This window comes from Niabella ginsenosidivorans, assembly GCF_001654455.1.
In the GTDB taxonomy this organism is placed as follows: Bacteria; Bacteroidota; Bacteroidia; order Chitinophagales; family Chitinophagaceae; genus Niabella; species Niabella ginsenosidivorans.
In genome coordinates this window covers 1703740-1729638 of the sequence record NZ_CP015772.1, presented here as the reverse complement: position 1 = coordinate 1729638, position 25899 = coordinate 1703740, and the positions used below count along the sequence as shown (strand labels likewise).

Annotated in this window: 26 protein-coding genes; 18 read left to right on the top strand and 8 right to left on the bottom strand. The window is 44.8% G+C overall.

Annotation, left to right across the window (positions count from 1 at the left end):
• The first annotated feature begins 654 nt into the window (after window positions 1–654).
• Window positions 655–777: a hypothetical protein gene (locus A8C56_RS25260; RefSeq protein WP_262492538.1), complete on the top strand. Its 123-nt coding sequence runs from the start codon at window positions 655–657 to the stop codon at window positions 775–777.
• Here the strand turns inward: A8C56_RS25260 and A8C56_RS07225 are convergent.
• Complete coding sequence (locus tag A8C56_RS07225) at window positions 772–2295, bottom strand: flotillin family protein (protein ID WP_067753899.1); 1524 nt, start codon at window positions 2293–2295, stop codon at window positions 772–774. The two genes, A8C56_RS25260 and A8C56_RS07225, sit on opposite strands and share 6 nt — an antisense overlap.
• A gap of 15 nt (window positions 2296–2310) precedes the next feature.
• Window positions 2311–2880 (bottom strand): NfeD family protein, encoded by a 570-nt coding sequence (locus tag A8C56_RS07220; RefSeq protein ID WP_067753896.1) that lies wholly within the window; start codon window positions 2878–2880, stop codon window positions 2311–2313.
• Window positions 2881–3006: 126 nt separating this feature from the next.
• Here A8C56_RS07220 and A8C56_RS07215 point away from each other — a divergent pair, with 126 nt between their 5' ends.
• The 13 genes from A8C56_RS07215 (at window position 3007) to A8C56_RS07155 (ending at window position 13633) form a co-directional block, all read left to right on the top strand.
• A complete protein-coding gene (locus tag A8C56_RS07215; RefSeq protein WP_084490084.1) occupies window positions 3007–3312 on the top strand; it encodes an energy transducer TonB in 306 nt (101 codons plus the stop codon).
• A 197-nt stretch (window positions 3313–3509) separates the two neighbouring features.
• A complete protein-coding gene (gene sufB / locus A8C56_RS07210; RefSeq protein ID WP_084490083.1) occupies window positions 3510–4991 on the top strand; it encodes a Fe-S cluster assembly protein SufB in 1482 nt (493 codons plus the stop codon).
• 63 nt (window positions 4992–5054) lie between these two features.
• The gene (sufC, locus tag A8C56_RS07205) at window positions 5055–5804 is read left to right on the top strand and encodes a Fe-S cluster assembly ATPase SufC (RefSeq protein ID WP_067753887.1); all 750 of its coding nucleotides are present in this window, start codon (window positions 5055–5057) and stop codon (window positions 5802–5804) included.
• Window positions 5805–5890: 86 nt separating this feature from the next.
• Window positions 5891–7195, top strand: a complete 1305-nt coding sequence (gene sufD, locus A8C56_RS07200) for a Fe-S cluster assembly protein SufD (RefSeq protein WP_067753885.1) — start codon at window positions 5891–5893, stop codon at window positions 7193–7195.
• 65 nt (window positions 7196–7260) lie between these two features.
• Window positions 7261–8505 (top strand): cysteine desulfurase, encoded by a 1245-nt coding sequence (locus A8C56_RS07195; RefSeq protein WP_317041097.1) that lies wholly within the window; start codon window positions 7261–7263, stop codon window positions 8503–8505.
• A gap of 28 nt (window positions 8506–8533) precedes the next feature.
• Window positions 8534–8800, top strand: a complete 267-nt coding sequence (locus A8C56_RS07190; protein ID WP_067753883.1) for a DUF4160 domain-containing protein — start codon at window positions 8534–8536, stop codon at window positions 8798–8800.
• A 4-nt stretch (window positions 8801–8804) separates the two neighbouring features.
• The gene (locus A8C56_RS07185) at window positions 8805–9044 is read left to right on the top strand and encodes a DUF2442 domain-containing protein (RefSeq protein WP_067753881.1); all 240 of its coding nucleotides are present in this window, start codon (window positions 8805–8807) and stop codon (window positions 9042–9044) included.
• On the top strand, window positions 9045–9488 hold the full coding sequence (locus A8C56_RS07180; RefSeq protein ID WP_067753879.1) for a SufE family protein: 444 nt from the start codon (window positions 9045–9047) through the stop codon (window positions 9486–9488).
• Window positions 9489–9502: 14 nt separating this feature from the next.
• Window positions 9503–9811 (top strand): SUF system Fe-S cluster assembly protein, encoded by a 309-nt coding sequence (locus A8C56_RS07175; RefSeq protein WP_067753876.1) that lies wholly within the window; start codon window positions 9503–9505, stop codon window positions 9809–9811.
• Window positions 9812–9842: 31 nt separating this feature from the next.
• Window positions 9843–10310: an RrF2 family transcriptional regulator gene (locus A8C56_RS07170; protein ID WP_067753873.1), complete on the top strand. Its 468-nt coding sequence runs from the start codon at window positions 9843–9845 to the stop codon at window positions 10308–10310.
• A 161-nt stretch (window positions 10311–10471) separates the two neighbouring features.
• On the top strand, window positions 10472–10678 hold the full coding sequence (locus A8C56_RS07165; RefSeq protein WP_067753870.1) for a hypothetical protein: 207 nt from the start codon (window positions 10472–10474) through the stop codon (window positions 10676–10678).
• Window positions 10679–11013: 335 nt separating this feature from the next.
• Entirely contained in the window at window positions 11014–13008 is a 1995-nt protein-coding gene (locus tag A8C56_RS07160; protein ID WP_084490082.1) for a tetratricopeptide repeat-containing sensor histidine kinase, read from the top strand.
• A complete protein-coding gene (locus A8C56_RS07155; RefSeq protein WP_067753867.1) occupies window positions 12995–13633 on the top strand; it encodes a response regulator in 639 nt (212 codons plus the stop codon). The genes A8C56_RS07160 and A8C56_RS07155 overlap by 14 nt, the downstream gene beginning before the upstream one ends.
• Here the strand turns inward: A8C56_RS07155 and A8C56_RS07150 are convergent.
• The 4 genes from A8C56_RS07150 to A8C56_RS07130 form a co-directional block, all read right to left on the bottom strand.
• Window positions 13630–14559, bottom strand: a complete 930-nt coding sequence (locus tag A8C56_RS07150) for an NAD-dependent epimerase/dehydratase family protein (RefSeq protein ID WP_067753864.1) — start codon at window positions 14557–14559, stop codon at window positions 13630–13632. The genes A8C56_RS07155 and A8C56_RS07150 overlap by 4 nt on opposite strands.
• 58 nt (window positions 14560–14617) lie before the next feature.
• Complete coding sequence (locus A8C56_RS24380) at window positions 14618–15010, bottom strand: Crp/Fnr family transcriptional regulator (RefSeq protein ID WP_157097903.1); 393 nt, start codon at window positions 15008–15010, stop codon at window positions 14618–14620.
• 478 nt (window positions 15011–15488) lie between these two features.
• A complete protein-coding gene (gene serC, locus A8C56_RS07135) occupies window positions 15489–16571 on the bottom strand; it encodes a 3-phosphoserine/phosphohydroxythreonine transaminase (protein WP_067753856.1) in 1083 nt (360 codons plus the stop codon).
• A 140-nt stretch (window positions 16572–16711) separates the two neighbouring features.
• Window positions 16712–16957, bottom strand: coding sequence for a hypothetical protein (locus A8C56_RS07130; protein WP_067753853.1), 246 nt, complete (start codon window positions 16955–16957; stop codon window positions 16712–16714).
• A gap of 328 nt (window positions 16958–17285) precedes the next feature.
• Here A8C56_RS07130 and A8C56_RS07125 point away from each other — a divergent pair, with 328 nt between their 5' ends.
• The 3 genes from A8C56_RS07125 to A8C56_RS07115 are packed head-to-tail and all read left to right on the top strand — an operon-like array spanning window position 17286 to window position 20314.
• Entirely contained in the window at window positions 17286–18338 is a 1053-nt protein-coding gene (locus A8C56_RS07125; RefSeq protein ID WP_067753849.1) for a sterol desaturase family protein, read from the top strand.
• 40 nt (window positions 18339–18378) lie between these two features.
• Window positions 18379–19659, top strand: coding sequence for a M28 family peptidase (locus tag A8C56_RS07120; protein WP_084490080.1), 1281 nt, complete (start codon window positions 18379–18381; stop codon window positions 19657–19659).
• A gap of 58 nt (window positions 19660–19717) precedes the next feature.
• Complete coding sequence (locus A8C56_RS07115) at window positions 19718–20314, top strand: hypothetical protein (protein WP_067753843.1); 597 nt, start codon at window positions 19718–19720, stop codon at window positions 20312–20314.
• 82 nt (window positions 20315–20396) lie between these two features.
• Here the strand turns inward: A8C56_RS07115 and purB are convergent, their stop codons facing one another.
• On the bottom strand, window positions 20397–21770 hold the full coding sequence (gene purB, locus A8C56_RS07110; RefSeq protein ID WP_245645793.1) for an adenylosuccinate lyase: 1374 nt from the start codon (window positions 21768–21770) through the stop codon (window positions 20397–20399).
• Between the two features lie 107 nt (window positions 21771–21877).
• On the opposite strand from purB, the gene A8C56_RS07105 reads away from it, so the two are divergent.
• Window positions 21878–22651, top strand: a complete 774-nt coding sequence (locus A8C56_RS07105) for a menaquinone biosynthetic enzyme MqnA/MqnD family protein (RefSeq protein ID WP_084490078.1) — start codon at window positions 21878–21880, stop codon at window positions 22649–22651.
• Window positions 22652–22667: 16 nt separating this feature from the next.
• Here A8C56_RS07105 and A8C56_RS07100 read toward each other — a convergent pair whose 3' ends face one another.
• Window positions 22668–25886 carry a glycosyl hydrolase gene (locus A8C56_RS07100; RefSeq protein WP_067753842.1) on the bottom strand — a complete coding sequence of 1073 codons (3219 nt, stop codon included), beginning with the start codon at window positions 25884–25886 and terminating at the stop codon, window positions 22668–22670.
• Window positions 25887–25899: the final 13 nt, after the last annotated feature.

Genomic DNA, 25899 nt, shown 5'->3' with positions numbered 1-25899 from the left:
ATGACATGTTGCCTTATATATCGGAGATCAATCACACTTATCGTCATGCCGAGCGCAGCCTCTGCCGGCGGGGAGACCTCTCCGCTTCCGTCGAGGTGACGGTAAAAAACTTGTCATCGCCATTGTTTTTGCCCGCCTCCCGGCGAGTTACCGTATGCATATTTTTTGCTAACAGATCTAAGGTTCCTCCCCCTACGATTGACTACTGATAAGTTTTATCAATGACATCATTGCAGGACTTCTAGGGGAAGTTCCAATTATTAGACTCTGATTTTCTTGTTTTTTAACTCCGGAACACAACTGCAACCACTGCAATCAACCGGCTTCGGAGGGCCTCTTTTTTACGCAACGGATGTTTATCTTTAAACGAGCCATTCCCGTAAAAAAGCAGCGCAGTAATGACTGTACAACAGCCAGGCAGCGAAGTCTACGGCCTGCTCTTTCATTAGCATTTTGGGGTTGCTTTTCGATTGGGATCTTCATGTGCGCGGGAGACCAAAAGGCGGAGCGTTCTTTTGGCCAGGCCTTTTTGGCAACCTTTTGTGGCGACAAAAGGTTGAAAATAAAATAGAAGAACTGAAGCGCTGTCATTGTCCCATCCGAAAGTTCGGATAAGATAACTTACGATTACAGTCACTGCACAAACCTGGTAATATGAGAAAAAAGTTGAGTGTACAGGATAGCTACCGGCAGGCAGGCACCGCAAATAAAAAATCCGAAATAACGACTTTTGATACAGCTGCTTCAGATATAGCAACGCATACCTTGCAATTATGATCCGGCCTGATCAGGCTGCTCCTGGTACGGCTCTTTATTTTTCAGATCATTCCCCTTCAGGTAACCGGGCAAATTCAATCCTGCCATATTGAACAGGTCATTTAACGGGGGCACTGATTTCATCATCCCCTGCACAAAATTGGCGGTGGAGGTAGTGCCGTTTTCACCGTTACCGCCATCCCATACTGTCACCTTATCGATCCTGATGTTTTTAACCGCTTCCACCTGTGTGCGCACCAGCTCCGGCAGCTTCTCCAGCAGCAATAGCTGGAAGGCGTTGGTAGAGTCGCCCCCGGCAGCCTTCACTACTTTATCATATCCCTCTGCCTGCTTGGTCAGTATTTCTAATAACCCTTTTGCCTCTGCCTCCATTTTTGCATAGATCGCATCGGCTTCTCCTTTTGCCCTCAGGCGGATACGCTCGGCTTCTGCTTCTGCATCAATAATAGCCTTTTGCTTCGCGATCTCTGCCGGCACCACCACATTGGCATTTTGAGTGGAGCGTTCTCTTGCAGCACGCGCCTGTTCGGCTTTTTGTTCTGCCACATAGGACTCTTCCAGCGCTTTTGCAGACTGCACTTTTTCAGCAGTTATGGCAATCTTCAATGCTTCTGCTTCTTTCTCACGGCGCAGGGCATCGGAATTGGCAATCGTGATCTTTGCATCATTCTCCCCTTTTACTGCAAGAGAGTTCGCCTGCGAGGTAGCTATCCGCGCGTCCCGCTCTGCTTCTGCTTTACCAATGGATTCATCCTTACTTGCAGCGGCAATGCTGATCTCTTTGTCTTTCTGGGTGATGGCAATCTTTACATCCCGGTCACGGTTGGTCTCTGCGATCTGGGTATCCTTTTCCCGGTCTGCAATGGCTTTACCGGTTTCCCCTATCTTCACCTGTTCGGCCACGCTTACAATGGCTTCGTTGATGGCCTTTGCTGCGGCTTCCTTACCCAGCGCTTCAATATAGCCAGACTCATCCTTGATGTCTGTAACGTTTACATTAATGAGCTTTAGACCGATCTTCTTTAATTCGGTATCCACGTTCTTGGAAATATTGTCCAGGAATTTATCCCGGTCAGAATTGATCTCTTCAATGGTCATGGTAGCGATCACCAGGCGCAGCTGCCCGAACAGGATATCTTTTGATAATTCCTGTATCTGGTCGGGGCTCAGGCCCAGCAAACGTTCAGCCGCATTCCCCATGCTGTCATGCTCGGTAGAAATGGCAATGGTGAACCGGCAGGGAACATCCACACGGATATTCTGGCGGGATAAGGCATTGGTCAGGTTGGCTTCAATAGAGATCGGCTTCAGATCCAGGTAGGCAAAATCCTGGATCACAGGCCAGATAAAGGCGCCGCCCCCGTGAATGCATCTTGCGGAAGAACCTCCTGTTTTCCCGTAAATGACCAGGATCTTATCTGATGGACAGCGTTTATAGCGTGAGATCAGCGATACAATGGTGACAAATAAAATAATTGCACCTACAATAATTAAAATAAAAGGTCCGTCAAAATTCATATCTGTTGTGTTTAATTAAGCTTTGGTTACTATTAATGTCCGGTCTTCTATCCGTACTACCTTGATCAGTGTACCGGAGGGTAATGCATCTCCTTCCGTCATTGCGGGTAATTCATGGCTGGTGGTATCAGAGCTGATCTGGATCTTGCCAACACCGCTTCTGCTGCCGGGTATATTCAGATACACCATTCCGGACCTTCCAATAAGGGTTTCAATGCGAAAGGTATTATCTTCCGTTAGCTTCATGAGCTGCCGGATAATAAAAAAGAAAAGGATCACAAAGAAGATACCTACCAGAACGGCCAGCGCGATCAGGGTGGCTTTGTTGCTGATGCTGTTAAAAAAGGCAACACCCGTCCACCCGAACCCCATCAGGAAATTGATCAGGTTCCTTAAAGAAAACATCTGAAACGGCGCATGTACCCCGCTCAGGTCTCCGCTGAAATCGGCATTAATGCCATCCATATCATGATGGGTGCCGGCAAACGTAAGGATGGTCTGAATAAGAAAGATGCAGCTTGTAATAATGGCCACCCACCAGAAACCCTGTAATAAAGGTGGCAGCCCTTCTAAAAATGTATTCATATTTTAACCTGATTCATTAAGCAATTACATAAGGTGCTTATTCATTAACGAAAGTTTGCATACAAATATAAATAAAAATGGGGGGCTTTAAAAACAGGTAGTTATTTTTGTTAAAACATTTCAGAAATGCACCTGAGATCAAAACTTTTGTTCTGCTGCCTTCTCTTTTGCAGCATGGCTTCTGCGCAAACAACGGGGAACTATTATAATTACCGGTGGGAGCCCTGTAAGCCCGTTGTAATTGTTAATTTTTCCGTTAGTGAAGAAGGCAACATAGAAGATGTGTATGTAAGCACCTCTTTGCATCCTGTATTTGACGCCATTGCGGAGAAAGTCATCAAACGTTCCCCAAAATGGATACCGGCGCTGAGCAAAAACAGGCATATCCGGTCGTATATGAAACAACCTGTAACCTTTGGACAACAGGAATGAAATACCAGCTCTTATATTATTACAAAAGCGACTTTTTACCCGGCTATCCGGAACCTGTAAGCAGAGGTCAGAAGTGAAAGTCAGAAGCAGCCGGATCAGCAATGCCCTCTGTATACGCCCCTGGTATCCGGAAACCTGAACAGTAATTTATCATCATTTATACTTTTTTGTATAAATAAAAAACGTACCTTTGCACCATGAGTATGGAAACAGATCAATTAGTGCAGAATAATGCGGGCACAGAAACCGATGTAATTGAAAATCACGTCAATAGCGAATATAAGTACGGTTTTGTTACAGATATAGAAATGGAGTCCGCTCCAAAAGGGCTGGATGAAAATACCATTCGCTTTATTTCTGCAAAAAAAAATGAGCCGGAATGGATGCTGGAATGGCGGCTGAAAGCTTTTGCCCAGTGGAAGAAAATGAGCGTTCCCAAATGGGCAAATATTACTTACCCCGATATCGATTTCCAGGATATCATTTATTATGCCGCTCCCAAGCAAAAAGTAAAGCCTAAGAGCCTTGACGAGGTGGATCCTGAACTGATCAATACTTTTCAGAAACTGGGCATTTCTCTGGAAGAGCAAAAACGCCTGACGGGTGTTGCCGTAGACGCGGTGATTGACAGCGTATCCATTGGCACTTCCTTTAAGGAACAACTGGCAGAACTGGGGATCATCTTTTGTTCCATCAGTGAAGCTATCCAGGAGCATCCTGATTTAGTGCGTAAATACCTGGCATCAGTAGTGCCGGTTACTGATAATTTCTATGCAGCATTGAATTCTGCTGTATTCAGCGACGGGTCTTTCTGCTATATTCCCAAAGGGGTGCGTTGCCCGATGGAGCTTTCCACCTATTTCCGGATCAACGCAGAAAATACCGGGCAGTTTGAACGCACACTGATTGTTGCGGAAGAAGGTGCCTATGTAAGCTACCTGGAAGGGTGCACCGCTCCTATGCGCGATGAAAATCAACTGCATGCTGCCATCGTTGAAATTGTGGCAATGGACAATGCAGAGGTAAAATATTCAACCGTGCAGAACTGGTACCCGGGAGATAAAGAGGGTAAAGGAGGCATTTACAATTTTGTAACCAAGCGGGGCATCTGTAAAGGAATCAATTCCAAAATATCCTGGACGCAGGTAGAAACTGGCTCCTCTATCACCTGGAAATACCCCAGCGTGATCCTGCAGGGCGATAATTCTATTGGCGAATTTTATTCTGTAGCAGTAACCAATAATTTCCAGCAGGCAGATACCGGTACCAAAATGTTGCACATCGGTAAAAATACCAGAAGCCGTATTGTATCAAAAGGGATTTCCGCAGGCCAGAGCCAGAACAGTTACCGGGGACTGGTGCGCGTAGGTAAGAACGCCACCAATGCACGGAATTTTTCCCAGTGCGACTCCCTGTTGCTGGGCGACAAATGCGGTGCGCATACCTTCCCTTATATCGAAGTAAAGAATAATACTGGTGTGGTGGAACATGAAGCTACTACCTCCAAAATAGGCGAAGACCAGATCTTCTATTGCAACCAGCGCGGTATTGATACCGAAAAAGCGGTGGCCCTTATCATTAACGGGTTTGCAAAAGAAGTAATGAATCAGTTGCCCATGGAATTTGCTATTGAAGCACAAAAACTCCTGGCAATCAGCCTGGAGGGAAGCGTGGGATAAACAGGAAGGGCGTCTTCACCATTCAATCAGAAATAAACAATATCAAATCAGAAATAAGAAACAATGTTAGAAATAGCAGGCCTGCATGCAGGCATTGAAGGAAGAGAAATTTTAAAAGGAATAGATCTTAATATCCAGCCGGGCGAGGTGCACGCCATCATGGGGCCTAATGGTTCCGGTAAAAGCACATTGGCATCTGTGCTGGCAGGCAAAGAAGAGTATGAAGTAACCGGTGGCTCCGTAATCTTTGAAGGAAAAGACTTATTGGAGCTGGCTCCGGAAGAAAGAGCCGGGGAAGGCATTTTCCTCAGCTTCCAGTATCCTGTAGAGATACCCGGCTTAAGCACTACCAATTTTATGAAAACAGCGGTGAACGAGATCCGCAAGTACCGGGGGCAGGAAGAACTGGATGCTGTATCCTTTCTTAAAAAAATGAAAGAGAAAATGGCGCTGGTAGAAATTGATCAATCCATGCTGAGCCGCTCATTGAATGAAGGCTTTTCCGGTGGTGAAAAGAAACGGAACGAGATCTTCCAGATGGCCATGCTGGAGCCCAGACTGGCTATTTTGGATGAAACCGATTCCGGTCTGGATATTGATGCCATCCGCATTGTAGCCAACGGCGTTAACAAGCTGCGCACCCCGGAAAACAGTGTGCTGGTGATTACTCACTATCAGCGCCTGCTGGATTATATTGTTCCGGATTTTGTGCATGTATTATATAACGGGCGCATTGTAAAATCCGGCACAAAAGAGCTGGCCTATGAGCTGGAGGAAAAAGGATACGACTTTATCAAAAGCGAATTAGTATAGAATAATGTGTTAATGTGGAAATTTGAAGAGGCACTCTGCTTCTCCCATTTTCAAATTCTCCCATTCCCCAATTCTCAAATTAAACAATGGACACTATAACATATTTTAAAGAACGTTTTGAAAAATTGCAGGAGGGTACTATTGATTCCCGGTTACGGTCCCTGCGCGATGAAGCGTTTACGGAGTTTGAGCAAACCGGTATTCCCACGGTAAAACATGAAGAGTGGAAATACACCCGCATCAATGATTTTTTTAATAAAGATTACCACTTTACAACAGATCTTAAAGAACAGGAATTTAAAGCAGCAGATCTTCAGCCGTTTTTATTGCCCGGGCATGAAAATGCCAACAGCATTGTTTTTATAAACGGGCATTACCACCCGGAGCATTCTGTGCTCCGTTCAGAGGAACTGGAAATCATTTCCCTGGAAGAAGCGGCACACAACCAGTATGCGGCCGTTGTTGAAGCGCATCTGGGTCACAGCGCAGATTATCATAAGGACGGCATCAATGCATTGAATACGGCATTTATCCAGGAAGGTGTATTTGTGCACATTCAAAAAGGGAAAACTGTTAACCACCCGGTTTATATCTATAATATAACAGATGCACGGAACGGGAACATCTTTGCGCAGCCAAGAGCTCTGGTTCATATTGGTGCCTACGCACAGGTTGAAATGCTGGAAACGTTTGCCACCATCGGGGCGGATGAGAGCTTCACCAACCAGGTATTTGAAATTGCAGTGGAAGAAGGCGCCGTGCTCAATTTGTACAAGATACAGAACGATGCATCCAACTCCACCATCGTCAGCACTACCCATGTGCACCAGGTAGGCAAAAGCGTGGCCAACGTGGTAACCATTTCCTTAAACGGAGGGTTGATCCGCAACAACCTCAATATGGTAATGTCTGCCCCTTACTGTGAATCCAACCTCTCCGGGCTGTACTTACAGAACGGGCACACGCATGTAGACAATCACACCGTAGTGGATAACCGTGAGCCCAATTGCCTGAGCTATGAATTGTATAAAGGGATCCTGGACGATGCATCCACCGGCGTATTTAACGGAAAAATATTTGTGCGGCAGATCGCGCAGAAAACAAACGCGTACCAGACCAACCGGAATGTTTTATTATCAGAAAATGCATCAGTCAATACAAAGCCGCAGTTGGAGATCTTCGCAGACGATGTAAAGTGTTCGCATGGTTGTACTGTGGGCCGGCTGGATGAGGAGGCGCTGTTCTACATGAAATCAAGGGGCATTTCTGATGCAACAGCCCGTTCCTTGCTGCTGCGCGGATTTGCGCTGGATATTTTAGACAAGATCCATTCTGAAAGTGTACGGGAATATGTAGACCTGTTGGTAAACAAACGACTGAACATCGGTTAAATTTTGCAATTGAGTTTCAGCCATTTTTTAATCCGGCTGCCGGCGCAGCCGCAGAAACATAAACAATGATAACAGCAGCAGAAGAAAATAAAATACTGGATACAGCAACCATCCGCCGGGATTTTCCCATCCTGAACAGGACCGTAAAGGGCTATCCGCTGGTTTATTTTGATAATGCCGCCACTTCCCAAAAACCACAGGCAGTTATTGATGCGCTGGTACATTATTATACGGCATTGAACGCTAATGTACACAGGGGCATCCATACCCTTGCAGAAGAGGCAACTGCCGCTTTTGAAGCCACCCGCGATGCCGTGCAGCAATTCATCAATGCCCGGCACCGGGAAGAGATCATCTATACAAAAGGCACTACAGAAGGCATTAATCTTGTAGCCTATACCTGGGGAAGAAAGCATTTAAAGGAAGGGGATGAAGTGATCATTTCGGGTATGGAACATCATTCCAATATTGTGCCCTGGCAGATCGTATGCGAAGAGAAGAAGGCCGTATTAAAAGTAATTCCGGTAAAAGATAACGGGGAGCTGGATATGGATACCTTCCATCAACTGCTCACCAACAAAACAAAGATTGTTGCCGTAGTACATGTATCCAATGCCCTGGGCACCATCAACCCTGTTGAAGAAATCATTGATGCCGCCCATAAAAAAGGAGCTGTTGTGCTCATTGACGGAGCACAATCATCAATGCACCTGGATATTGACGTGCAGCAGTTGGATTGCGACTTTTTTGCATTATCTGCGCATAAAATGCTGGGGCCAAGCGGGGCCGGGGTACTTTATGGAAAAAAAGACATACTGGAAGCAATGCCCGTGTTTAACGCCGGGGGTGAAATGATCAAAGAGGTCACTTTTGAAAAAACGACCTATAATGAATTGCCCTACAAATTTGAGGCGGGCACTCCCAATATTGCTGATGTGATTGCCTTTAAACCGGCTATTGACTACATTCAGACAATCGGCAAAGAGACCATCCGCAGGCATGAGGAAGAACTGTTGCACTATGCCACGGAAAAAATAAAAGAGATTGATGGAGTAAGAATCATTGGCGAGGCGCGGAACAAAGCCAGTGTGCTTTCTTTTGTGATCGACCAGGTGCACCCGCAGGATGTGGGCATCCTGCTGGACAATAAAGGCATTGCGGTAAGAACCGGCCATCATTGTGCGGAGCCCTTAATGGCCCGTTTTAAGATACCGGGCACCATACGCGCTTCCTTTGCTTTATACAATACCCAAGAAGAAGTGGATATTTTAATGGAAGGACTAAAAAAAGCCGTACGATTATTAAGATAGAATAGCCTCAGGCAATAAATAAATAAGTATGCCTACGATATCAATGTTTTTTGGAATAATTATTCGTATGTATTATGCTCCTAAAGAACATAATCCACCTCATATACATGCTTATTATCAAGATACAACAGCCACTTTTAAAATCTCGGATGGTGAACTTATAGACGGTAATCTGTCATATAAACAAATTAAACTAATTCAGGCATGGATCGAGATACACAAAGATGAACTCTTAGCTGATTGGGATTTATGTCAAAATGGTGAAAAACCTTTCAAAATTGACCCATTAAAATAAAAAAATGTACTTATCAATAAAAGAGGTACAACCTCAGAATAATTTTCAACTCCTTTTGATTTATAATAATGGAGAAAAAAGGCTGTTTGACATGGCTCCTTATCTTGAAACAGGGCTCTTTAGAGAACTAAAAGATAAGAATATTTTCAGAACAGTGAAACCCTCCTTTGATACTATTGAATGGAGCAATGAAGCAGATATAGACCCAGAGATCTTATATAAAAACAGTGTTAAGATAAATTAGATGAGCACAGTCCAATCCATACCGGAAACAGAAGCAGCAATTGTAGAAGAGTTTTCCCTGTTTGACTCCTGGGATGACAAATATGAATACATCATTGACCTGGGGAAAAAGTTACAGCCGCTGGAAGAGCAGTACAAGAGAGACGAAAACAAGGTAAAAGGCTGTCAATCCACCGTATGGCTGGTGGCCGATTATAAAGACGGGAAAATAATTTATAAAGCCGAAAGCGATGCCGTGATCGTAAAGGGGCTCATCAGTATGCTGATCCGCGTCTTGTCCGGTCACACACCAGATGAAATTCTGGCAGCAGATATGGACTTTATCAATAAAATCGGGATGACCAGCCACCTGGCACAAACCCGGTCAAACGGGCTGAGGGCGATGGTGAAACAAATGAAGCACTACGCGTTGGCATTTAAAGCCCTTGATTCATCTTCTAATTAAAAAAGGAGGTACTGATGGAAGATTCAATGGAAGAAAAAGTAATAAAGGAGCTCCAAACGGTCTATGACCCGGAAATACCGGTAAATATTTTTGAGCTCGGACTGATCTATAAAATAGAAGTGCTTGAGGGAAACTATGTAAAAATATTAATGACCCTTACCGCGCCCTCCTGCCCTGCGGCGCAGACACTGCCCGTAGAGGTAGACCAAAAAGTAAGGGCAATTGAAGGGGTCAGTGACGTGGAGGTGACCATTACCTGGGATCCGCCATGGGATAAAAGTATGATGAGTGAAGCGGCACAGCTGGAGCTGGGCTTTTTATAAAAAGAACCGTAAAACAGGAAAGGTTTAATAAATGAAGATTACCGCACAGGAAGAATATGGTTTAAGAATATTGATCCGGATCGCCTCCTGCAAAGATGCAGAAGGCTTAAGCATACCGCAACTAAGCGAAGCGGAAGGTCTGACTACCCATTATGTTGCCAAAATTACAAGGGTGCTGAGGATGGGCAACTTTATACGCAGCACACCCGGCAATAAAGGCGGGTATGTGTTGGCCCGCCCCGCAGAAACCATTATTATTAAAAACGTGCTGGAAACATTGGGCGGGGTCTTATTTGATATCAGTTTTTGCGGAGCCCATAAAGGAAACATGCGCTTCTGCACCAATTCTGTAGATTGCTCAGCCAGATCGTTATGGCAGATATTACAATTAACAATTGATAAGTTGTTGATCCAGATCACTTTAAAAGATCTGATCAGCAAGGAAGAAGAGTCTGCCGTAAAATTTAACGCTCTTGTGCGCCAAAACCCGGTCCTGTAGGCCCAGATATTGGAAGATATCTTACATTTTTAGTTTTTTCATTTTTAATTACATGATATTCAATACTTTATTTTAAAAAAAATTTCAACCAAAATCGGTTACCTTTTTTAAAATCCTGTATTAATATCAAATTATAATTTTAAAACTAAAAAACAAACAGAATGAAAAAATTATTTGCAATTGCTTTAATCGCGGTATCTTTTGCAGCTTGTAACAGTGGTGAAACTAAAACTGAAGAAACTACTACATCTTCTGATACTACCGTATCTGTAACTCCGGCAGCTCCGGATACTACAAAAACTGTAACAGATACAACTGTTAAAACAACTACAGTTACAGCTCCCGGGCAAGATTCTACTAAAAAGTAATTTAGTTAGAGTAGATAGCAAAAAGTTTGCTGACCGGCTGATCTATTTCAGCCGGTTTTTTATTTTAACAGGGTAAAAAGGAGCTGTAACCCGGAAAAGTGAGGCTGTCTTCTAAAAAAGATTGTCATACCCGAAATTCCGGAAGATATGTCCCTTATTAGGCGCTTTATGAGACTTACCGGCTACTCCTGCGTTTGCCGGATCCTTCGGACCATCTTCTTAAGGTAAATGGCGGCTGTTGAAACGTTCCGGGTAAAAAATTATCCGCATCCTATTGCTGTTTTTTGTAATTTAAAGCAGCTTTTAAACCATAAACTCATTCAATTAGTTGCCGTATGCGCATCATTACCCTGTTACTGATCTGCACCTGTTTTATAACCAGGTGGGCAAGCGCACAATCGGTGCTTTTTCCGGGCAACTATGCAGACAGTCTTGAACACCTGGCAAGAGCTGCTCCCACTGATAGCATAAAAGCAAGATCCTGCTTCCTGCTTGCTGAATACTGGTGCTACACAGATACCGCTAAGGCCAATCAGTATTTGCTTGCCGGGGAACGGCTGATCAAAGCAAGCCCTTATCTGAAGGCGCTCCATACTTTTTATAAGGCCTTTGTGCTTTATGATATAGACCGGCAGGAAGCCGCTTTAAAATTTTTAGAAGCCGGGCAGCAACTGGAAAAACTGCCGGGCAGGGAAGCAATGAAATTCAGGGCCCGCTCCTGGAGAAATTACGGTTCGCTTCAGCAGTTCAAGGATAATGACCTGGCCATGCTGGATGCAATGATGAATAAGGCGCTGCCCATTGCACAAAAAGCAAACGACACCTTGCTGACCGGCTTTATTTATGCGGACATTGGTATGATATTCATGAATCAGAAATTATATACCAAAGCAGCGGACTTTTACAGAAAAAGCATTCAACTGTTAGACCTTTTGCCGGATAAACTGTACGCATTATTACCTGCACTGGACAACAGGGCTTTAAACTTCTGTTATATGGACAGCCTGAAACAGGCGGCATCCATTATTAACAGGGTAGGATCCGTACTAAAAAGCTACCCTCCCTCCGATTACCAGTTGGACCTGGCGCTGACCAAGGGTGTTTATTTAAGAAAATCGAAGAACTACCATGCATCCATACAGGTGCTCCGGCAGGCCATTCAACTGGCGGATTCTTTGCAGAATACCGCGCTGAAATTTAACCTGCTTATAGAGCTGCACAGCACTTATATGGCCATGAAACATTATCCCGAGTCCTTAAATATATTGCTGGACGCCCTGAAGACTGATCAGTACCATTACCTGGACGATCGTTTACAACTGGCGCAGAAACTGACTGAAACCTATGACCGGCTAAACGATGTTCCAAACGCCTATAAATGGATGAAGACCTATACGCAATTGCAGGATTCCGTTTATACAAGGGATTTTAAAAACAGCATATCCAATATGGACACCCGCTTCAGGCTCTCTGAAAAAGAAAAGCAGGTCGCTCTTTTACAGGCCGCCAATAAAGAAGCGGCGCTGAAAGCAAAGAATACCCGGCTCAGCAACAGCATCCTTATAGTGTTATGCCTGGTCATTCTGCTTGCTTTTGGCTTTTTCTTTATTACCTACAGAACCGGTAAAAAACTGGCACTCCAAAAAGAGCTGAACTACCAGCAGCAGTTAAAAGAAATGGAGCAGCGGCAGCAGATTGTTACTACAGAAGCGATGCTGGAGGGTGAGGAACGGGAAAGGCGGCGTGTGGCAAGGGATCTGCACGACGGGTTGGGAGGTATGCTGGCGGGCATAAAAATGAAATTATCAGGGCATGTAAAGCAACTGCAGTACAAAGAGGAAAAAGAGCAAAAAGAACTGGCTGGTATTATCAGCCAGCTGGATAATTCCGTATCAGAGCTTCGGCGCATCGCAAGGAATATGATGCCCGAAAGCCTTATCCGCTTTGGCTTACAAACCGCCCTGAAAGACCTGTGCGAATCCATGATGTCCGGCGATATCAGGATCAGCTTTATTGCTTTTGATATTGATGAGCAGATCGATCTTTCCAAGCAGGTCGTCATTTACCGGATCATACAGGAAATACTGGCCAATGCGATCCGTCATTCCCATGCCCGGAACATTATGGTTCAATGCAGCCAGCACAGCAGCCGCTTTTATGTTACAGTAGAAGATGACGGCATCGGGTTTAATAAAACGACCTCAGGTAAAAAAGGAATCGGATTAACGAATATTGAAAACAGGGTGAAGTACCTTAACGGAACACTGGACGTAGTATCTGCGCCCGACCAGGGTACCACCATAAATATGGAATTACATGTTGCAGCATAATCAGCAGTTAACCATCGCCATTGTGGATGATCATCCGATAGTGATTGAAGGCCTGAAGAACCTGCTGGCTTCAGAAAAGTATTTTATGATCATAAGTTTTACAACAGGCAGGGAACTGCAGGCTTATCTGAAATCCGGTATAGCAGATGTGATTCTGCTGGATATTGTTTTACCGGACATTAATGGCCTGGAGCTTTGCAAGGATATTAAAAAGAAAAGACCCGAAACCGTTATACTTGCTATAAGCAATCAAACGGAAAGAAGCATGATCGTACAAATGCTGCAAAACGGTGCCAGCGGCTATTTATTAAAAAACGCGTCTGCCGATGAACTGCTGGATTGTATTGAAAGAGGGATGAAAGGGGAACCGGCGCTTTGCAACGGAGCCAGGGCCATCATGTCCCGGCCCTCCCCCAATGACTGGGAAGGCATTCCATCGCTCACAAAAAGGGAAAAGGAAATACTGAAACTGATCGCAGATGGTTTTTCCAGCACTGATATTGCGGATAAGCTGTTTTTAAGCCAGCTGACGGTAGAGACCCACCGTAAAAACATTATTCAAAAATTTCAGACCAATAATATGTTTTCGGTCATAAAGCTTGCAATGGAACATAAAATGATTTAACCGGCATAGTCATAAGCCAATATCTGTTCAATCCCTTTTTCATAAGACGTTGTTGCGAATGGAAAAGCCTTATCAAATTTTGCAGTATCAAAATAATAATCCTGGTTATTTTGATACTGCATTTCCTTTAGTTCTTTTATCCGTTTTGAGAACAGGCCCGCTAAGGATAATACAAAGGGAGAAAGTGTAAAATATTTCGGCTGAACGCCCATTTTCTGAGCAATCAATTCAATGAATTGCTTACCGGTTAATTTTTCCGGAGATGTTGGCAAATGCCATACCTGGCCAAAAGCGCTATCCGTATTCCCCAATAGTGCCGTGGCTCTTGCAGCATCCGGGGTATAGGTAAAACTATGTATTTTGGTGGCATCTGACTGCCAGTTTGCACGTTTGCCTTTTTTATAGTTATCAATAACAAGTATATTTAAAATACCGTTCTTTGCCCCCGGTCCATAAAAATCTGCGCTTCGCGCAATAAGAGCTGTTAGCCCTTTTGCTTCAATTGCTTTGTTGATCATTTGTACCAATTGCGCCCTTATTTTCCCTTTTCGGGATGGGGGATCAATCCTGCTTTCTTCTGTCATATACGGTATAGCTTCTTTTGCATATAAATACACATTATCAAAAAAAACAAGTTTGCATTGATGGGCCAGGCAGGCTGCAATAGCGTTTTGCATAATTACGGGCCACTGCTTTTCCCAAACAGCGCTGTTATAAGGCAACCCCACTACCAGATAAGCCACTTCAGCATCCTGTAAGGCGCTCCTTACAGCATTCCTGTCTGTCAGATCCGCCGGAAATAATTCATCATCAGCGTTGACTTTTTGGGGTTTCCGTGCCACGAGTCTTATCTTGTCTGTATATTTTTTTAACTCGGCGGCCAGGAACCTGCCAATATCACCACCTGCACCTAAAATAACCTGCATAGCATATGTTTTATTTTACAAAGCTATTCAACAATGCAGGCCTTAATGATGATCCGGGTTAAGATTTCCGGGTGGTCAATAACCGTTTACGGATCCGGCTGAGGCTTTCGGGTGCAATACCCAGGTATTGGGCAATATAACGCTGAGGTACCCGCTGCAATAATCCCGGCTTTTCCTGAAACAGTTCTATAAATTGCTTTTCCGGAGAAAGGGATAACAGGGACTTTGTCCTTCTGATGTTCTGAGTTGCCACGTTTTCTACCAACATCCGGAAGAATTCTGCCGTAGCCGCGGAGGCTCTCATCGCAGCCACAACGTCTGCACAGGAAATAACCAGGCATTCAGTAGGTTCAAGCGCAGCGATGGATGATGCCGACCGTGATTGCCGGGAAAAGCTTTCCAGATCAGTAATGAACTCATGTTCCAGTGATAAATTGCAGGTGCGCTCCAACCCTTCTTCATTAAAAAAAACTGCCGCGCCGCACCCTTCATAATAAAAAAAACTTCGTGGGCAACACGGCCCTCTTCCAGCATCATTGCGCCCCTTTTATACTTTTTCCTGGAAAAAAGGGACAGGAAATGATCAGCTTCTGCATCGGGAAAGTCAATAAAGCTACGTACCGTGGCAATCAGGGGGTGCAACATGAAGCAAATATAAATGATAAAGAGGGCGTATCAAAAGTCGTCATTTCGACAGCCTCTTTAATCCGTTGCCTGCTCAAATGACTTCATAAAATCCACCAGCTTCTGCACGGGCATTATTCCGCTGATGAATGCAGAAATACTTTCGCAGCGCTATCATTGTCCCGCTCGTGAAACACAAACCACGACATCACTAGTTCTTTCAGCGTATTCTGCGGGAAACATAGCTTGCCCTTAAAACAAACCGCCCCGGCATAGGAGGCGGTTTCTTTTATAGTGCGTTCTGACTATTTATTACCGGCCTCAAATTTTTTCATAAAATCCACCAGCTTCTGCACGGTAGAGAGGGGAGTTGCATTATAAATGCTGGCGCGCATTCCCCCAGTGGTCCTGTGCCCTTTCAGGTTTACAAATCCATTGGCGGCTGCTTCTTTCAGAAACTGGTCATCCAGCTTGTGCTCTTTTGTAATAAATGGAACATTCATAATAGAGCGGTCTTCCTTTGCTGCTGTACCACTGAACAGGGCTGAATTGTCCAGAAAATCATACAGCAATTTTGCTTTCTCAATATTCACTTCTGCAATAGCTGCTACCCCACCCTGATCCTTTAACCATTCATACACCAGTTTGCACAGGTAAATACCATAAGTAGGCGGTGTGTTAAACATGGAGCCATTGTCTGCATGATTCTTATAATTCATCATGGAAGGAGTAAAATCCATAGCATTCCCCAGCAGGTCTTCCCTTACGATGACCACGCAAACACCGGCAGCGCCCATATTTTTCTGTGCACCGGCATAGATCAGTCCAAACCGTTTTACATCGTAGTATTTTGATAAGATGTCGGACGACATGTCGCCCACCAATGGAACATTACCGGTATCCGGCAGCTCATTATACCGGGTACCGTATATGGTATTATTGGTAGTAATATGAAAATAATCCGCATCCGGGTCAAATGCTGCCTGGTCCAGTTTTGGAATATAATTAAAGGTTTTATCTTCAGAACTGGCCACCACATTTATTTTCCCATATCTTGAGGCTTCTTTAATGGCCTTGGTAGCCCAGACACCTGTATTTACATAATCGGCTTTATTATTCCGGTTCAGTAAATTTAAAGGTACCATTGCAAACTGGCTGGATGCCCCGCCCTGAAGGAATAACACTTTATAATTGTCCGGTACCTGCATCAGTTCCCTGAACAACTGCTCAGCCGATTCTATAATAGCCATATAATCTTTAGAACGATGGCTCATTTCCATTACGGACATGCCGGTATGGTTATAATTCAATAGCTCTTGCTGAGCTTTTAACAATACTGCTTCCGGTAAAGCACATGGCCCCGCCGAAAAATTATAGACTCTTTCCATTCTTAATCAGAAAAATTTTAGATCAGTTGAAGCGCAAAATTAAGCATATGTATCCAGCCTATTACCTGGTTTCACTATTTTTCAAAAAGAAAAGCTTTTATTGAAAATTTTTCAATGCTTTCCGGAACAGCCTGCCCGCTTTAACAGGCGCTTCCCAGTTTAAAGGTGCCGTTAACCGCAATAATCTTTGAAACCGCAATGGACAACCCGTTATCAAGCACAATTGTGCCCCCGGGTTCTTTTACATCCAGTTCTTTTATAATCCCCTCTGCCCGTTCCCAACCGTTATCATCCACGATTAATGCAGCCCGTTCTTTATTCCGGAATAAGGTCTCCAGCATTTCACTGAAATCAGCAACGACATCCGTTGAACAATACTCATTCATACTTTTAAATTTCAGGACCCCTGTGAAAAAATCATTCTGGCTTTACCAGGCACCTCTTCTTATCAGTCAGCCTCAAACCTTCAATACAAAGCTACAGAAATCGCCAATCAAAAACAGGTCTATATTTGTAGCATCCCCATCTGCAGCCTACAGGCGCAGTAACAGTAGCTTATTGAAAATAACAGCCTTTGCAAAAAGTTGTTAGGAAGAAGGATAATGAATTGAAGCGCCAACACAAATCCTAACCGGCAATTGTTGCAATTTTTTAGAAAATAAATATGTACCTTTAAAAGCCCGGATTGTTTGTTCATTTTTCAGAAGGATTGCTATGAATATCTTTGAGACATTATACAATGAAGTAATCGGTTTTTTCGGCATCAGCGGCATTATTGAAATGGTTCAAAAAAATGATTACAGCTCTTTAACGACACTACAGGGCATACAGAAGATTATCTACCCGATCATTCCGCTGCTGCTTTTACTGGAAATTATCAGAGCCGTTGTATATAAGCGGTTCAAAATTGAGGATTACAGCATGCCCTTTCTGGTTTTTGTGCTGAACCGGTTCATTTCAAGGTTCATTTCCATTGCTGCGGTTGCATTCTGTATCGGTTTATTTGAAAAGTATGCCCTGTTCACGACCACCTTTACCTGGTACTGGCTCATCTACGGGTATATCATCTGGGAATTTTCTCATTTTATTTATCACTTCCTCGCACATAAGGTTAGGATACTCTGGTGCCTGCATTCCACGCATCACGCTCCGCAGCAAATGAACTTATTTGTAAACTTTGCGCATTTCTTCCTGGAAGCGCCCTATGCAGATGTGATCCGCACTTCAATCTGCATTTTGTTAGGCGTTAACCCCGGGCTGTTATTTTTCATCATGTTCATTGATGGTTTCTGGGGATCATTTATACATATTGGTGAAAACGGGCTAAAAGACGGCCGGCTTGGTTTTTTGAACAAGCTTATCCTTACCCCTTCGCATCACAGGGTGCACCATGCCAAAAATCCGTTGTATATGGATACCAACTTTTGCAATCTCCTGAACATCTGGGACAAGGTTTTTAAAACCTACCAGGAGGAACGGGATGATCTTAAGATTGAATATGGCATTACCCGGCAGATGAGCCCGCATAATGTACTGGATGCCTATTTTGGAGAGATTATCTGCCTTGCAAAAGATGTATACCGTGCGCCGGGGTTAAAAAACAAATTCCTTTATTGCATTATGCCCCCGGGCTGGAGCCATACCGGCGAACATAAAACGGCAAAAAAAGAGCGGGAAGCCTTCCTGGAAAAGGAGCAGACCAGCCGGGGCGAAGCTGTTCAATATAAAACGGAACCCGTCCGGGAAACTCCCAAAGAATTGTTTTGATACAGGAACGCAATTTTTCCTATCTTACTTTCAAAACATAATGCGTATCCGTATTTCAGCGCTGGCAGCTTTCCTGCTTGTATTTTACCCGGACATTGCATCCGCTCAAAAAGCCGGAGATGTATTAACGCCCGCCACAACCCGTACCACCCTTCAGTTCCTGGCCTCCGATGCCATGAAAGGGCGTGCCGTTTTCTCACCGGAAATAGACAAAGCCGCCTCCATGATTGCGGAGTCTTTTAAAAAAAGCGGCCTGCAACCATTAAAAGGGGATAGTTTTTTACAATCCTTTTCTGTTTACAGCGCAGCTTTCAAAGACCTTTCAGCCATCATTGATCAAAAAGAGGTTCCCAAAGACAATATCATCGTAATTACAGGAGCGCCTGAATTATCTGTTACGGAACAATCAGGTTATAAGATCGAATCTGTTAAAAGCGGAGAGAACTTTTTCCGTAAGGCAAGTGAATTGGTGCATAACAATAAAAACACGATCGTGCTGGTAGACGCCTCTTTTGCAGCCAGCTTCAAACGCCTGATCGTATTTAAAAGGATTTTTTTCAAAAGAGACTATTCTACCCTCTTTATTTTGGGCAATCCGGCAATGAAGACCTTCTCCATCAATGCTTCGCATACCATAAAAGAACGCCGGCTGGCAAATGTAGCCGGTATTCTTCCGGGAAGATCAAAAAAGGAGGAATACGTGATCTTCTCCGCGCACTATGATCATCTCGGCATCGGGCAGCCGGAGAACGGGGATTCTATTTATAACGGCGCTAATGATGATGCTTCCGGAACAACAGCAGTGCTTATGCTGGCGGATTATTTTGGTAAACTGAAAAATAATGAGCGCTCCATTATTTTTACCACGTTTACGGCCGAAGAATCCGGTGGGTTCGGTTCGCAGTATTTCAGTAAGCAACTGAACCCGGCTGCAATTACAGCCATGCTCAATATTGAAATGATCGGAACGGACAGCAAATGGGGAAAAAATTCCGCCTATATTACCGGTTTTGAAAAATCAGGTCTCGGTGCTATCCTCCAGAAAAACCTGAAAGGCACAGGGTTTGAGTTCTACCCGGACCCTTACCCGGATCAGCAACTGTTTTACCGGTCAGACAATGCCACCCTGGCAAAACTGGGTGTGCCTGCCCATACCATTTCCACTTCAAAAATGGATAATGAGCCGCATTATCATAAACCTGGTGATGAAATAGAAACGCTGGATCTGGACAACATGACGGAGATCATCCGGTCGATCGGCCTTAGTGCAAAAACCATCATTTCCGGTGAAGACACGCCTTCCAGGGTAAAAGAAGAATAGATTTGTATGCAGGTTATGTAATCTGTTTTAAAGCTGCATCTTACTTAAAAAGCAGTTTATGAAAATCAGTATTCCGAAGCCCTGCCATGAGCACTGGGACCAAATGACTCCTAATGAAAAAGGCCGCTTTTGCGGAACCTGTTGCAAGACCGTTATTGATTTTACCGGTATGACGCCCGTGGAAATTGTGACTTTCCTTACGGAACAGGCATCCAAAAAAATTTGCGGGCGATTTACGGATCAACAACTGACCACCGAATACGATGCCGATCTTCAGACCGCTACAATGCATATCGTACAGTCCGGATGGCCGGTGCTAAAAAAAATGACGGCTGTATTCATCCTGATTTTTGCGCTATCGCAGCAGATGAAGGCGCAGCATTCAACGGATGCTTTACAACCGGCTGCCGTTACAAAATTTACGGGTAAGGTTTTAGCCAAGCCAGACCCGCCGCAGAAAACAGACACCGTACCATCAGTGAGCCCTACAGAATGCCTTACCAGCCGGATGGGAGGCATAACCGTTACTTCAACAGAAAAAAGAAAAAAATCAAAGAAGATGCGAAAGAGCGAACGGCAGGCACAAAAGAAGCAGAAAACAGAAGCAGCACTGGCCGGTGAAGTGGTTGTAGTGGGTATGGCGCAGCAGGATTAGCACAATCCTGTATTACGCTGAATGGCTGTTTCAGAGAACTGGCCTGGTATCATATCAACAGTAAAAACGTCAAAGGCCGTATTTAATATTTTGCTGTTACACCCGTGTAGTTAAAAGGAGTGATCTGCCGCAGCTCCTTTTTTAAGTCTGCCGGAATTTTCAACCCCTTAATAAACGCATGGATTGCTGCTTTTGTAATTCCTTCCTTTCCTCTTGTAAGCGCTTTCAGCGCTTCATAAGGATTGGGATATTTTTCCCTGCGCAAAATAGTTTGAATGGCCTCGGCAACAACGGCCCAGTTGCCGTCCAGATCCTGTTTTATTTTCACCTCGTTTAATACCAGCTTGCCCAGCCCCTTTTCAATACTTTTTATGGCAATAATAGTATGCGCCACCGGAACACCTATGTTGCGGAGCACGGTACTATCCGTTAAATCGCGCTGCAACCGGCTTACCGGTAGTTTGGCAGAAAGGTGCTCCAGCAAGGCATTGGCAATGCCCAGGTTTCCTTCCGCGTTCTCAAAATCGATCGGGTTGACCTTATGGGGCATCGCTGATGAGCCAACTTCTCCGGCTTTTGTTTTTTGTTTAAAATACTCCATACTGATGTAGGCCCATATATCCCTGCAAAGGTCCAGCAGGATCGTATTGATGCGTTTGATGGTGTCAAAATGAGCAGCCAGGTTGTCATAATGCTCAATCTGCGTGGTATACTGCATCCGCTGAAGGCCCAAAACTTCATCAACAAATTCATTTCCGAATCTGATCCAGTCTGTTTTTGGATAAGCTACATGATGCGCATTAAAATTTCCAGTAGCTCCGCCGAATTTTGCAGCATACGGGATGTAGGAAAACAACCGGATCTGGTTTTCCAGCCGCTCTACAAAAACCATCAGTTCTTTTCCCAGCTTTGTGGGCGATGCCGGCTGCCCATGTGTTTTGGCCAGCATTGGTATCTCCTTCCATTTTTTTGCCAGCTCTTTTAAATGGGATTGCAGGTTTGCAAAAGCCGGCATCAGTTCCTGCTCCATGCTGCTTTTCCAAAGCAGAGGGATGGCAGTATTATTCACATCCTGCGATGTCAGCCCGAAATGGACCCATTCCTTCGCATCACCTGCATCTGTTTTTTCCAGCTCATTTTTTAAAAAATATTCAACCGCTTTCACATCATGATTGGTGATCTTCTCAATTTCCTTTATGGCGGCAGCCTGTTCTGTACTGAAATTTTCTATAACTGAGCGCAGGTGTTTTTTTGCACTGGGGGACAGCTTTAAAAACTTTTTTTCTGCCAGGAAAAACAGGTATTCGATTTCTACTATAACTCGATATTTAATTAAAGCGTATTCACTGTAATATTCCTGTAAATGTTGTACCTGTTTATGATAGCGGCCATCGATAGGCGAAATGGAAGTTAAAGACATAGCATACTGGTTCATAGCTAATCGTTCATGGTTCATAGTTAGATGCTATAGCATCCTTTCTGCACTTTGTGATCATCCTGCATTGCAATTCATAATAATAACTATTGAACTATTGGCCATGAACTATCAACTTATTTATATTTTTGCACAAAAATAAAGGATTTAGCGTGGAAGAAAAGATAAGAGTAGGAATTATTAATTACCTCAATACAAGACCCCTGTTATACGGATTACAACACCCACCCATTAACCGGCAAATAGAACTGATTGAAGATGTGCCCGCACGGCTGGCAGAAATGCTGATTAATGACCAGATCGATGTAGGACTGGTACCGGTGGCTATTACCAAAAGACTGCCGCAGTATTTTATTAACGGAAGCTATTGCATCGGAGCTATTGGGGATGTGGCTTCTGTTTGTGTGTTCAGCCAGGTTCCGCTGGAACAGGTAGAAAAGATTTATCTGGACTATCAAAGCCGTTCTTCTGTTGCGCTCTGCAAATGGCTGATCAAAAACCACTGGAAGATACAGCCCGAAATAATTGACGCACAAAATGAATCATACCTGAAAGCCATAAAAGGTACCACTGCAGGTCTTGTTATTGGCGATCGCGCTTTACAGCAACGCCCAAAATTTGAATACATCTATGACCTTGCCGGTGAATGGAAGGCCGCCACAGGCCTGCCTTTTGTTTTTGCCGCATGGATCAGCACCAAAAAACTCCCGGAAGACTTTATAAAAGAATTTGACAAGGCTAATGCTTATGGGCTAAGCCACCTGGAGGAAGTGATCGCTCAAATTCCGGAAGGCATTTATGACCTCAATAAATATTATTCGCAGGATCTGAGCTATACACTGGATAATGAAAAAAGAAAGGGGCTGGAGCAATTTTTAAAGATACTTTCTTCTCCGTCCTGACCGGCGTATTCCTGTTTTAGCGAACCATTTCCAGTTGTACCGGCCCCAGCAGCCCGGATGACATATACGGCGATTCCGGTTTGTAAGGGTTTATATTGCTCCAGGTACGCCGTTCCTGTTCCGGCAGCTTACTGTCGCCAATCATACGGTTCACCCAGGTATTCACCACTTCTATTTCCAGTTTATTTTCGCCTTTAACCAATGCAGCTGTGGCATCTACTTTATACGGCGCCGTCCAAACGGTGCCAAGGTCTTCCCCATTCAGCCGCACCGTAGCCATGGCCACTACTTTATTCAGATTCAGCAATACCTTTTCTCCCGGCTTAGGGTCCACGCGGAAAGTTGTTTTATAAACAGCCGTGCCTGAATAGTTTCTGATCCTTTCATCCGGATGCATGCTCCAATCCTGCAATTGTTCAAATACCACCGGTTGCAATGGTCCCCGATAGCTGGTATCAAACGTAACCGTCCATGGATTCTTTAAGATCAGGGTTTCATAGGGCAGCGGAAAATTTTTGCCGGTGGCAGGTGGCAATGTTTCATTTTTGTGAAAAACCACAAAACCGCTCTGATGCACATCCAACCGCAACGGGATCTTCATACCCTGAGGCAGTTGGGTATAATCTGTGAGCTTTTGCTGTTCGCCGGTTACGGCATCATAAAAATAAGGCTGCCCCCTACCTTCCCGGAACAGAGGAGTAAAATCAACCAGCGTGTCTGCCTGGTTACTGATAAAATAGATCTCTTTACCGGTCATGGAACGATGTGTATAAGCGATCTTATGAGAGGTGTTGCTGACAAAATCAGGTATTACCCGGATTGCTTTTAATGCTTCCTGCACGGTAAGACCGTTCATAACCGTTCCTTTGCCAAACGCAGCGATCTTTTTATGCACTCCATCGGCGTTTGCCCAAAGCGCTCCGGACAGTGCCTGCACACGGCGATCTGCGGCAGGAAAATTCTGCAGGCTTGGAGACCGCAAAGGAGCGGGGCCTAATACAACGGCTCCTGCTTTTACAAGATCAGTGATCTTCTGCAACAGCTCCGGCCGCATGGTTTCCAGCCGCGGCAGCACCAGCATACGGTAGCTCATTCCGTCCGGCAATACCAGCTTTCCGTCTTTTACACTGAGCCTTTTCTCAATCACTTCTGCATTTATATAATCAAACTGGAAGCCTTTGGGTAATGCCGGGTCGGTGACCCCCGTCATCTTTGGTGCGTCTTCCCCGATAAAATATGCTATATCATTTACCGGCTTTCCCTGCTGCAGCATATAGTTACAACGGTGAATATATTGAATAAATGCTTTTCCCTGTTTGAACCAGGTATTGTGCCGGTTAAATTCCGTTCCAAACCAGGCATTGATCCCCGGAAGCCGGTCGTCCGGCTGTTGTATATATACATGAAAGATCGTATTATTGATGCCTTCAGTAAACGACCAGTCGCCACGTTGTTTTAATAAAGCCGGATAACGCATAAAAGGTTGCCCTCCTGCCGTAAACGATTCCCCTGAAACACTTGTTTTACCATAGATGTGTGCAGCAGAAGATGCAGCCCGGCATTCAATGCCACCCAGATCGCCTTCTGCCCAGAATTCTCCGCCCACCTCGTCACTCTGCCCGCCGTACATAAGGAATTCGGAAGGGAACCCCCAATGGCCATAATTTTCCAGCCACAGGCCCAACCCCAGGCCATGGCAGGCATCCCGCAATCCGCCTACATAATCATATGCCACCTTATCAGCTACCAGCCGCCGTACATCCCATAAAAAACGGTCGCTTTGTTCCCTGCTGCCCACAACCCTTCCTGTAAGCACCGGCAGCCATTTTAAAGGATCATAGCCATATTTCTTTTTGAATGATGCAGCAAAGCCGTCCGTCCAGTTTTGGGAGCCGGTCTCATAGCTGTCGGCAACCACATACTTAAACGCTTTCTGATCTTCCTGCGGAATGCGGCTCCGGATCTTTCCTATAAAAGCATTAAAGTGTGCCGTAACAGCCGCACGGTTCATTTTATCTACATCGTATCCTCTTCCCTCCGGCGTGGCCGGCGCATTGGTAACACCGGTGGGCAGCATTCCAAAACGCAGAATCACCCATTTACCGGGAGGTGCCTTCCAGCTTAATTTCCCTGATGAAGATACCATGCTGGTAAGATCTGTTATCCCGGCCGGATCAACGATTGCCTTCTTATCCGTTACCGGAGACTGAGGCTCCCATTGATATTCGTTCCACAACGGCAACGGGGTCTGGTACATTTTTGCAAGCTGTTTTTCTTCAATACGCTCCATGCCTGCAGCACCCATTAGCCGGATCTCAGAAAAACCTGCCGTTCCTCTTATGTGGTCCAATACAAGACGATAAGCCATTGCGCGTTGTTCAGGAAATGTGACCACTACCGGTGCCCAGGGGCGGAAACCCACATTCAGAGCCGTGTTGGTGCGGTCATAAGAAAAGGACTTTACCGTTTCGTATCCGGCTGTGGTTTTCACCTGTAACAGCACATCCGCAAAAAAAGACCTTCCCGGTGCGTACAGGGTCAGCGATCTTGCAGTAAACGGCTGATTTGTTTTAATGTCAATATACACCGGTGTTTCTATTTTTGCGGGGAAATCAACCGCCGTCGTTGTATCTCCGTCAAATGCATGGTGTATAGCTATATGATCAACATTACTACTTACTTCACTCAATACTTTTGACAGTTCCTGCCCTTCATAAGCCGGTTGTGGAAACGCCATCACAGCTACCTGCTGAAAAAAAGGTATTGATGGAAATTCTTTTGTTACAACGCCCGGCCCGTCCACAATGATTTCCTGCGCATCCAGGTAACGCATGCTTTGCTGCTCGCTGATCCACGGCCCGCCGCTCTGGCTCCATCCGGGCCCGTTAAAAAACCCAATGTCCACACCATTTTTGGCACCGGCTTTTACAGCTGCAATTGTGGCTTCCCACCAATTGTCTGAAAATAATTTTGCGCTGCCCTGCTTTAAAGACAGTTCGCTTTCCGGAAATCCCACATTTCCTATAAAGGCCCTGCCAATACCTGCATCTGCCATGGCACGGATGTCTTTTTCAATTCCTTTTTTCGAAATATTATCGCTGATCCAGTAGTAGTAACAGCCCGGCCGGTATATAAGAGGCGGGTTTTTAAACGCAAGCGTTGCAGTAGCCTGCTGCGCAGTACCACAAAACACACCGGCCAGTGCACATCCACTTAAAAAGAGTTTTCGCAACATAGCAAAGCATTGT

What these genes read in the sequence shown, in the direction of transcription:
- A8C56_RS25260 (WP_262492538.1), top strand. Translation starts at nt 655, where the DNA reads ATGAGAAAAAAGTTGAGTGTACAGGATAGCTACCGGCAGGCAGGCACC.
- A8C56_RS07215 (WP_084490084.1), top strand. Translation starts at nt 3,007, where the DNA reads ATGCACCTGAGATCAAAACTTTTGTTCTGCTGCCTTCTCTTTTGCAGC.
- A8C56_RS07190 (WP_067753883.1), top strand. Translation starts at nt 8,534, where the DNA reads ATGCCTACGATATCAATGTTTTTTGGAATAATTATTCGTATGTATTAT.
- A8C56_RS07155 (WP_067753867.1), top strand. Translation starts at nt 12,995, where the DNA reads ATGTTGCAGCATAATCAGCAGTTAACCATCGCCATTGTGGATGATCAT.
- A8C56_RS07180 (WP_067753879.1), top strand. Translation starts at nt 9,045, where the DNA reads ATGAGCACAGTCCAATCCATACCGGAAACAGAAGCAGCAATTGTAGAA.
- sufD (WP_067753885.1), top strand. Translation starts at nt 5,891, where the DNA reads ATGGACACTATAACATATTTTAAAGAACGTTTTGAAAAATTGCAGGAG.
- purB (WP_245645793.1), bottom strand. Translation starts at nt 21,770, where the DNA reads ATGAACCATGAACGATTAGCTATGAACCAGTATGCTATGTCTTTAACT.
- A8C56_RS07185 (WP_067753881.1), top strand. Translation starts at nt 8,805, where the DNA reads ATGTACTTATCAATAAAAGAGGTACAACCTCAGAATAATTTTCAACTC.
- A8C56_RS07175 (WP_067753876.1), top strand. Translation starts at nt 9,503, where the DNA reads ATGGAAGATTCAATGGAAGAAAAAGTAATAAAGGAGCTCCAAACGGTC.
- sufC (WP_067753887.1), top strand. Translation starts at nt 5,055, where the DNA reads ATGTTAGAAATAGCAGGCCTGCATGCAGGCATTGAAGGAAGAGAAATT.
- A8C56_RS07160 (WP_084490082.1), top strand. Translation starts at nt 11,014, where the DNA reads ATGCGCATCATTACCCTGTTACTGATCTGCACCTGTTTTATAACCAGG.
- A8C56_RS07220 (WP_067753896.1), bottom strand. Translation starts at nt 2,880, where the DNA reads ATGAATACATTTTTAGAAGGGCTGCCACCTTTATTACAGGGTTTCTGG.
- A8C56_RS07120 (WP_084490080.1), top strand. Translation starts at nt 18,379, where the DNA reads ATGCGTATCCGTATTTCAGCGCTGGCAGCTTTCCTGCTTGTATTTTAC.
- A8C56_RS07165 (WP_067753870.1), top strand. Translation starts at nt 10,472, where the DNA reads ATGAAAAAATTATTTGCAATTGCTTTAATCGCGGTATCTTTTGCAGCT.
- A8C56_RS07130 (WP_067753853.1), bottom strand. Translation starts at nt 16,957, where the DNA reads ATGAATGAGTATTGTTCAACGGATGTCGTTGCTGATTTCAGTGAAATG.
- A8C56_RS07170 (WP_067753873.1), top strand. Translation starts at nt 9,843, where the DNA reads ATGAAGATTACCGCACAGGAAGAATATGGTTTAAGAATATTGATCCGG.
- A8C56_RS07125 (WP_067753849.1), top strand. Translation starts at nt 17,286, where the DNA reads ATGAATATCTTTGAGACATTATACAATGAAGTAATCGGTTTTTTCGGC.
- A8C56_RS07115 (WP_067753843.1), top strand. Translation starts at nt 19,718, where the DNA reads ATGAAAATCAGTATTCCGAAGCCCTGCCATGAGCACTGGGACCAAATG.
- serC (WP_067753856.1), bottom strand. Translation starts at nt 16,571, where the DNA reads ATGGAAAGAGTCTATAATTTTTCGGCGGGGCCATGTGCTTTACCGGAA.
- A8C56_RS07150 (WP_067753864.1), bottom strand. Translation starts at nt 14,559, where the DNA reads ATGCAGGTTATTTTAGGTGCAGGTGGTGATATTGGCAGGTTCCTGGCC.
- sufB (WP_084490083.1), top strand. Translation starts at nt 3,510, where the DNA reads ATGAGTATGGAAACAGATCAATTAGTGCAGAATAATGCGGGCACAGAA.
- A8C56_RS07100 (WP_067753842.1), bottom strand. Translation starts at nt 25,886, where the DNA reads ATGTTGCGAAAACTCTTTTTAAGTGGATGTGCACTGGCCGGTGTGTTT.
- A8C56_RS07225 (WP_067753899.1), bottom strand. Translation starts at nt 2,295, where the DNA reads ATGAATTTTGACGGACCTTTTATTTTAATTATTGTAGGTGCAATTATT.
- A8C56_RS07195 (WP_317041097.1), top strand. Translation starts at nt 7,261, where the DNA reads ATGATAACAGCAGCAGAAGAAAATAAAATACTGGATACAGCAACCATC.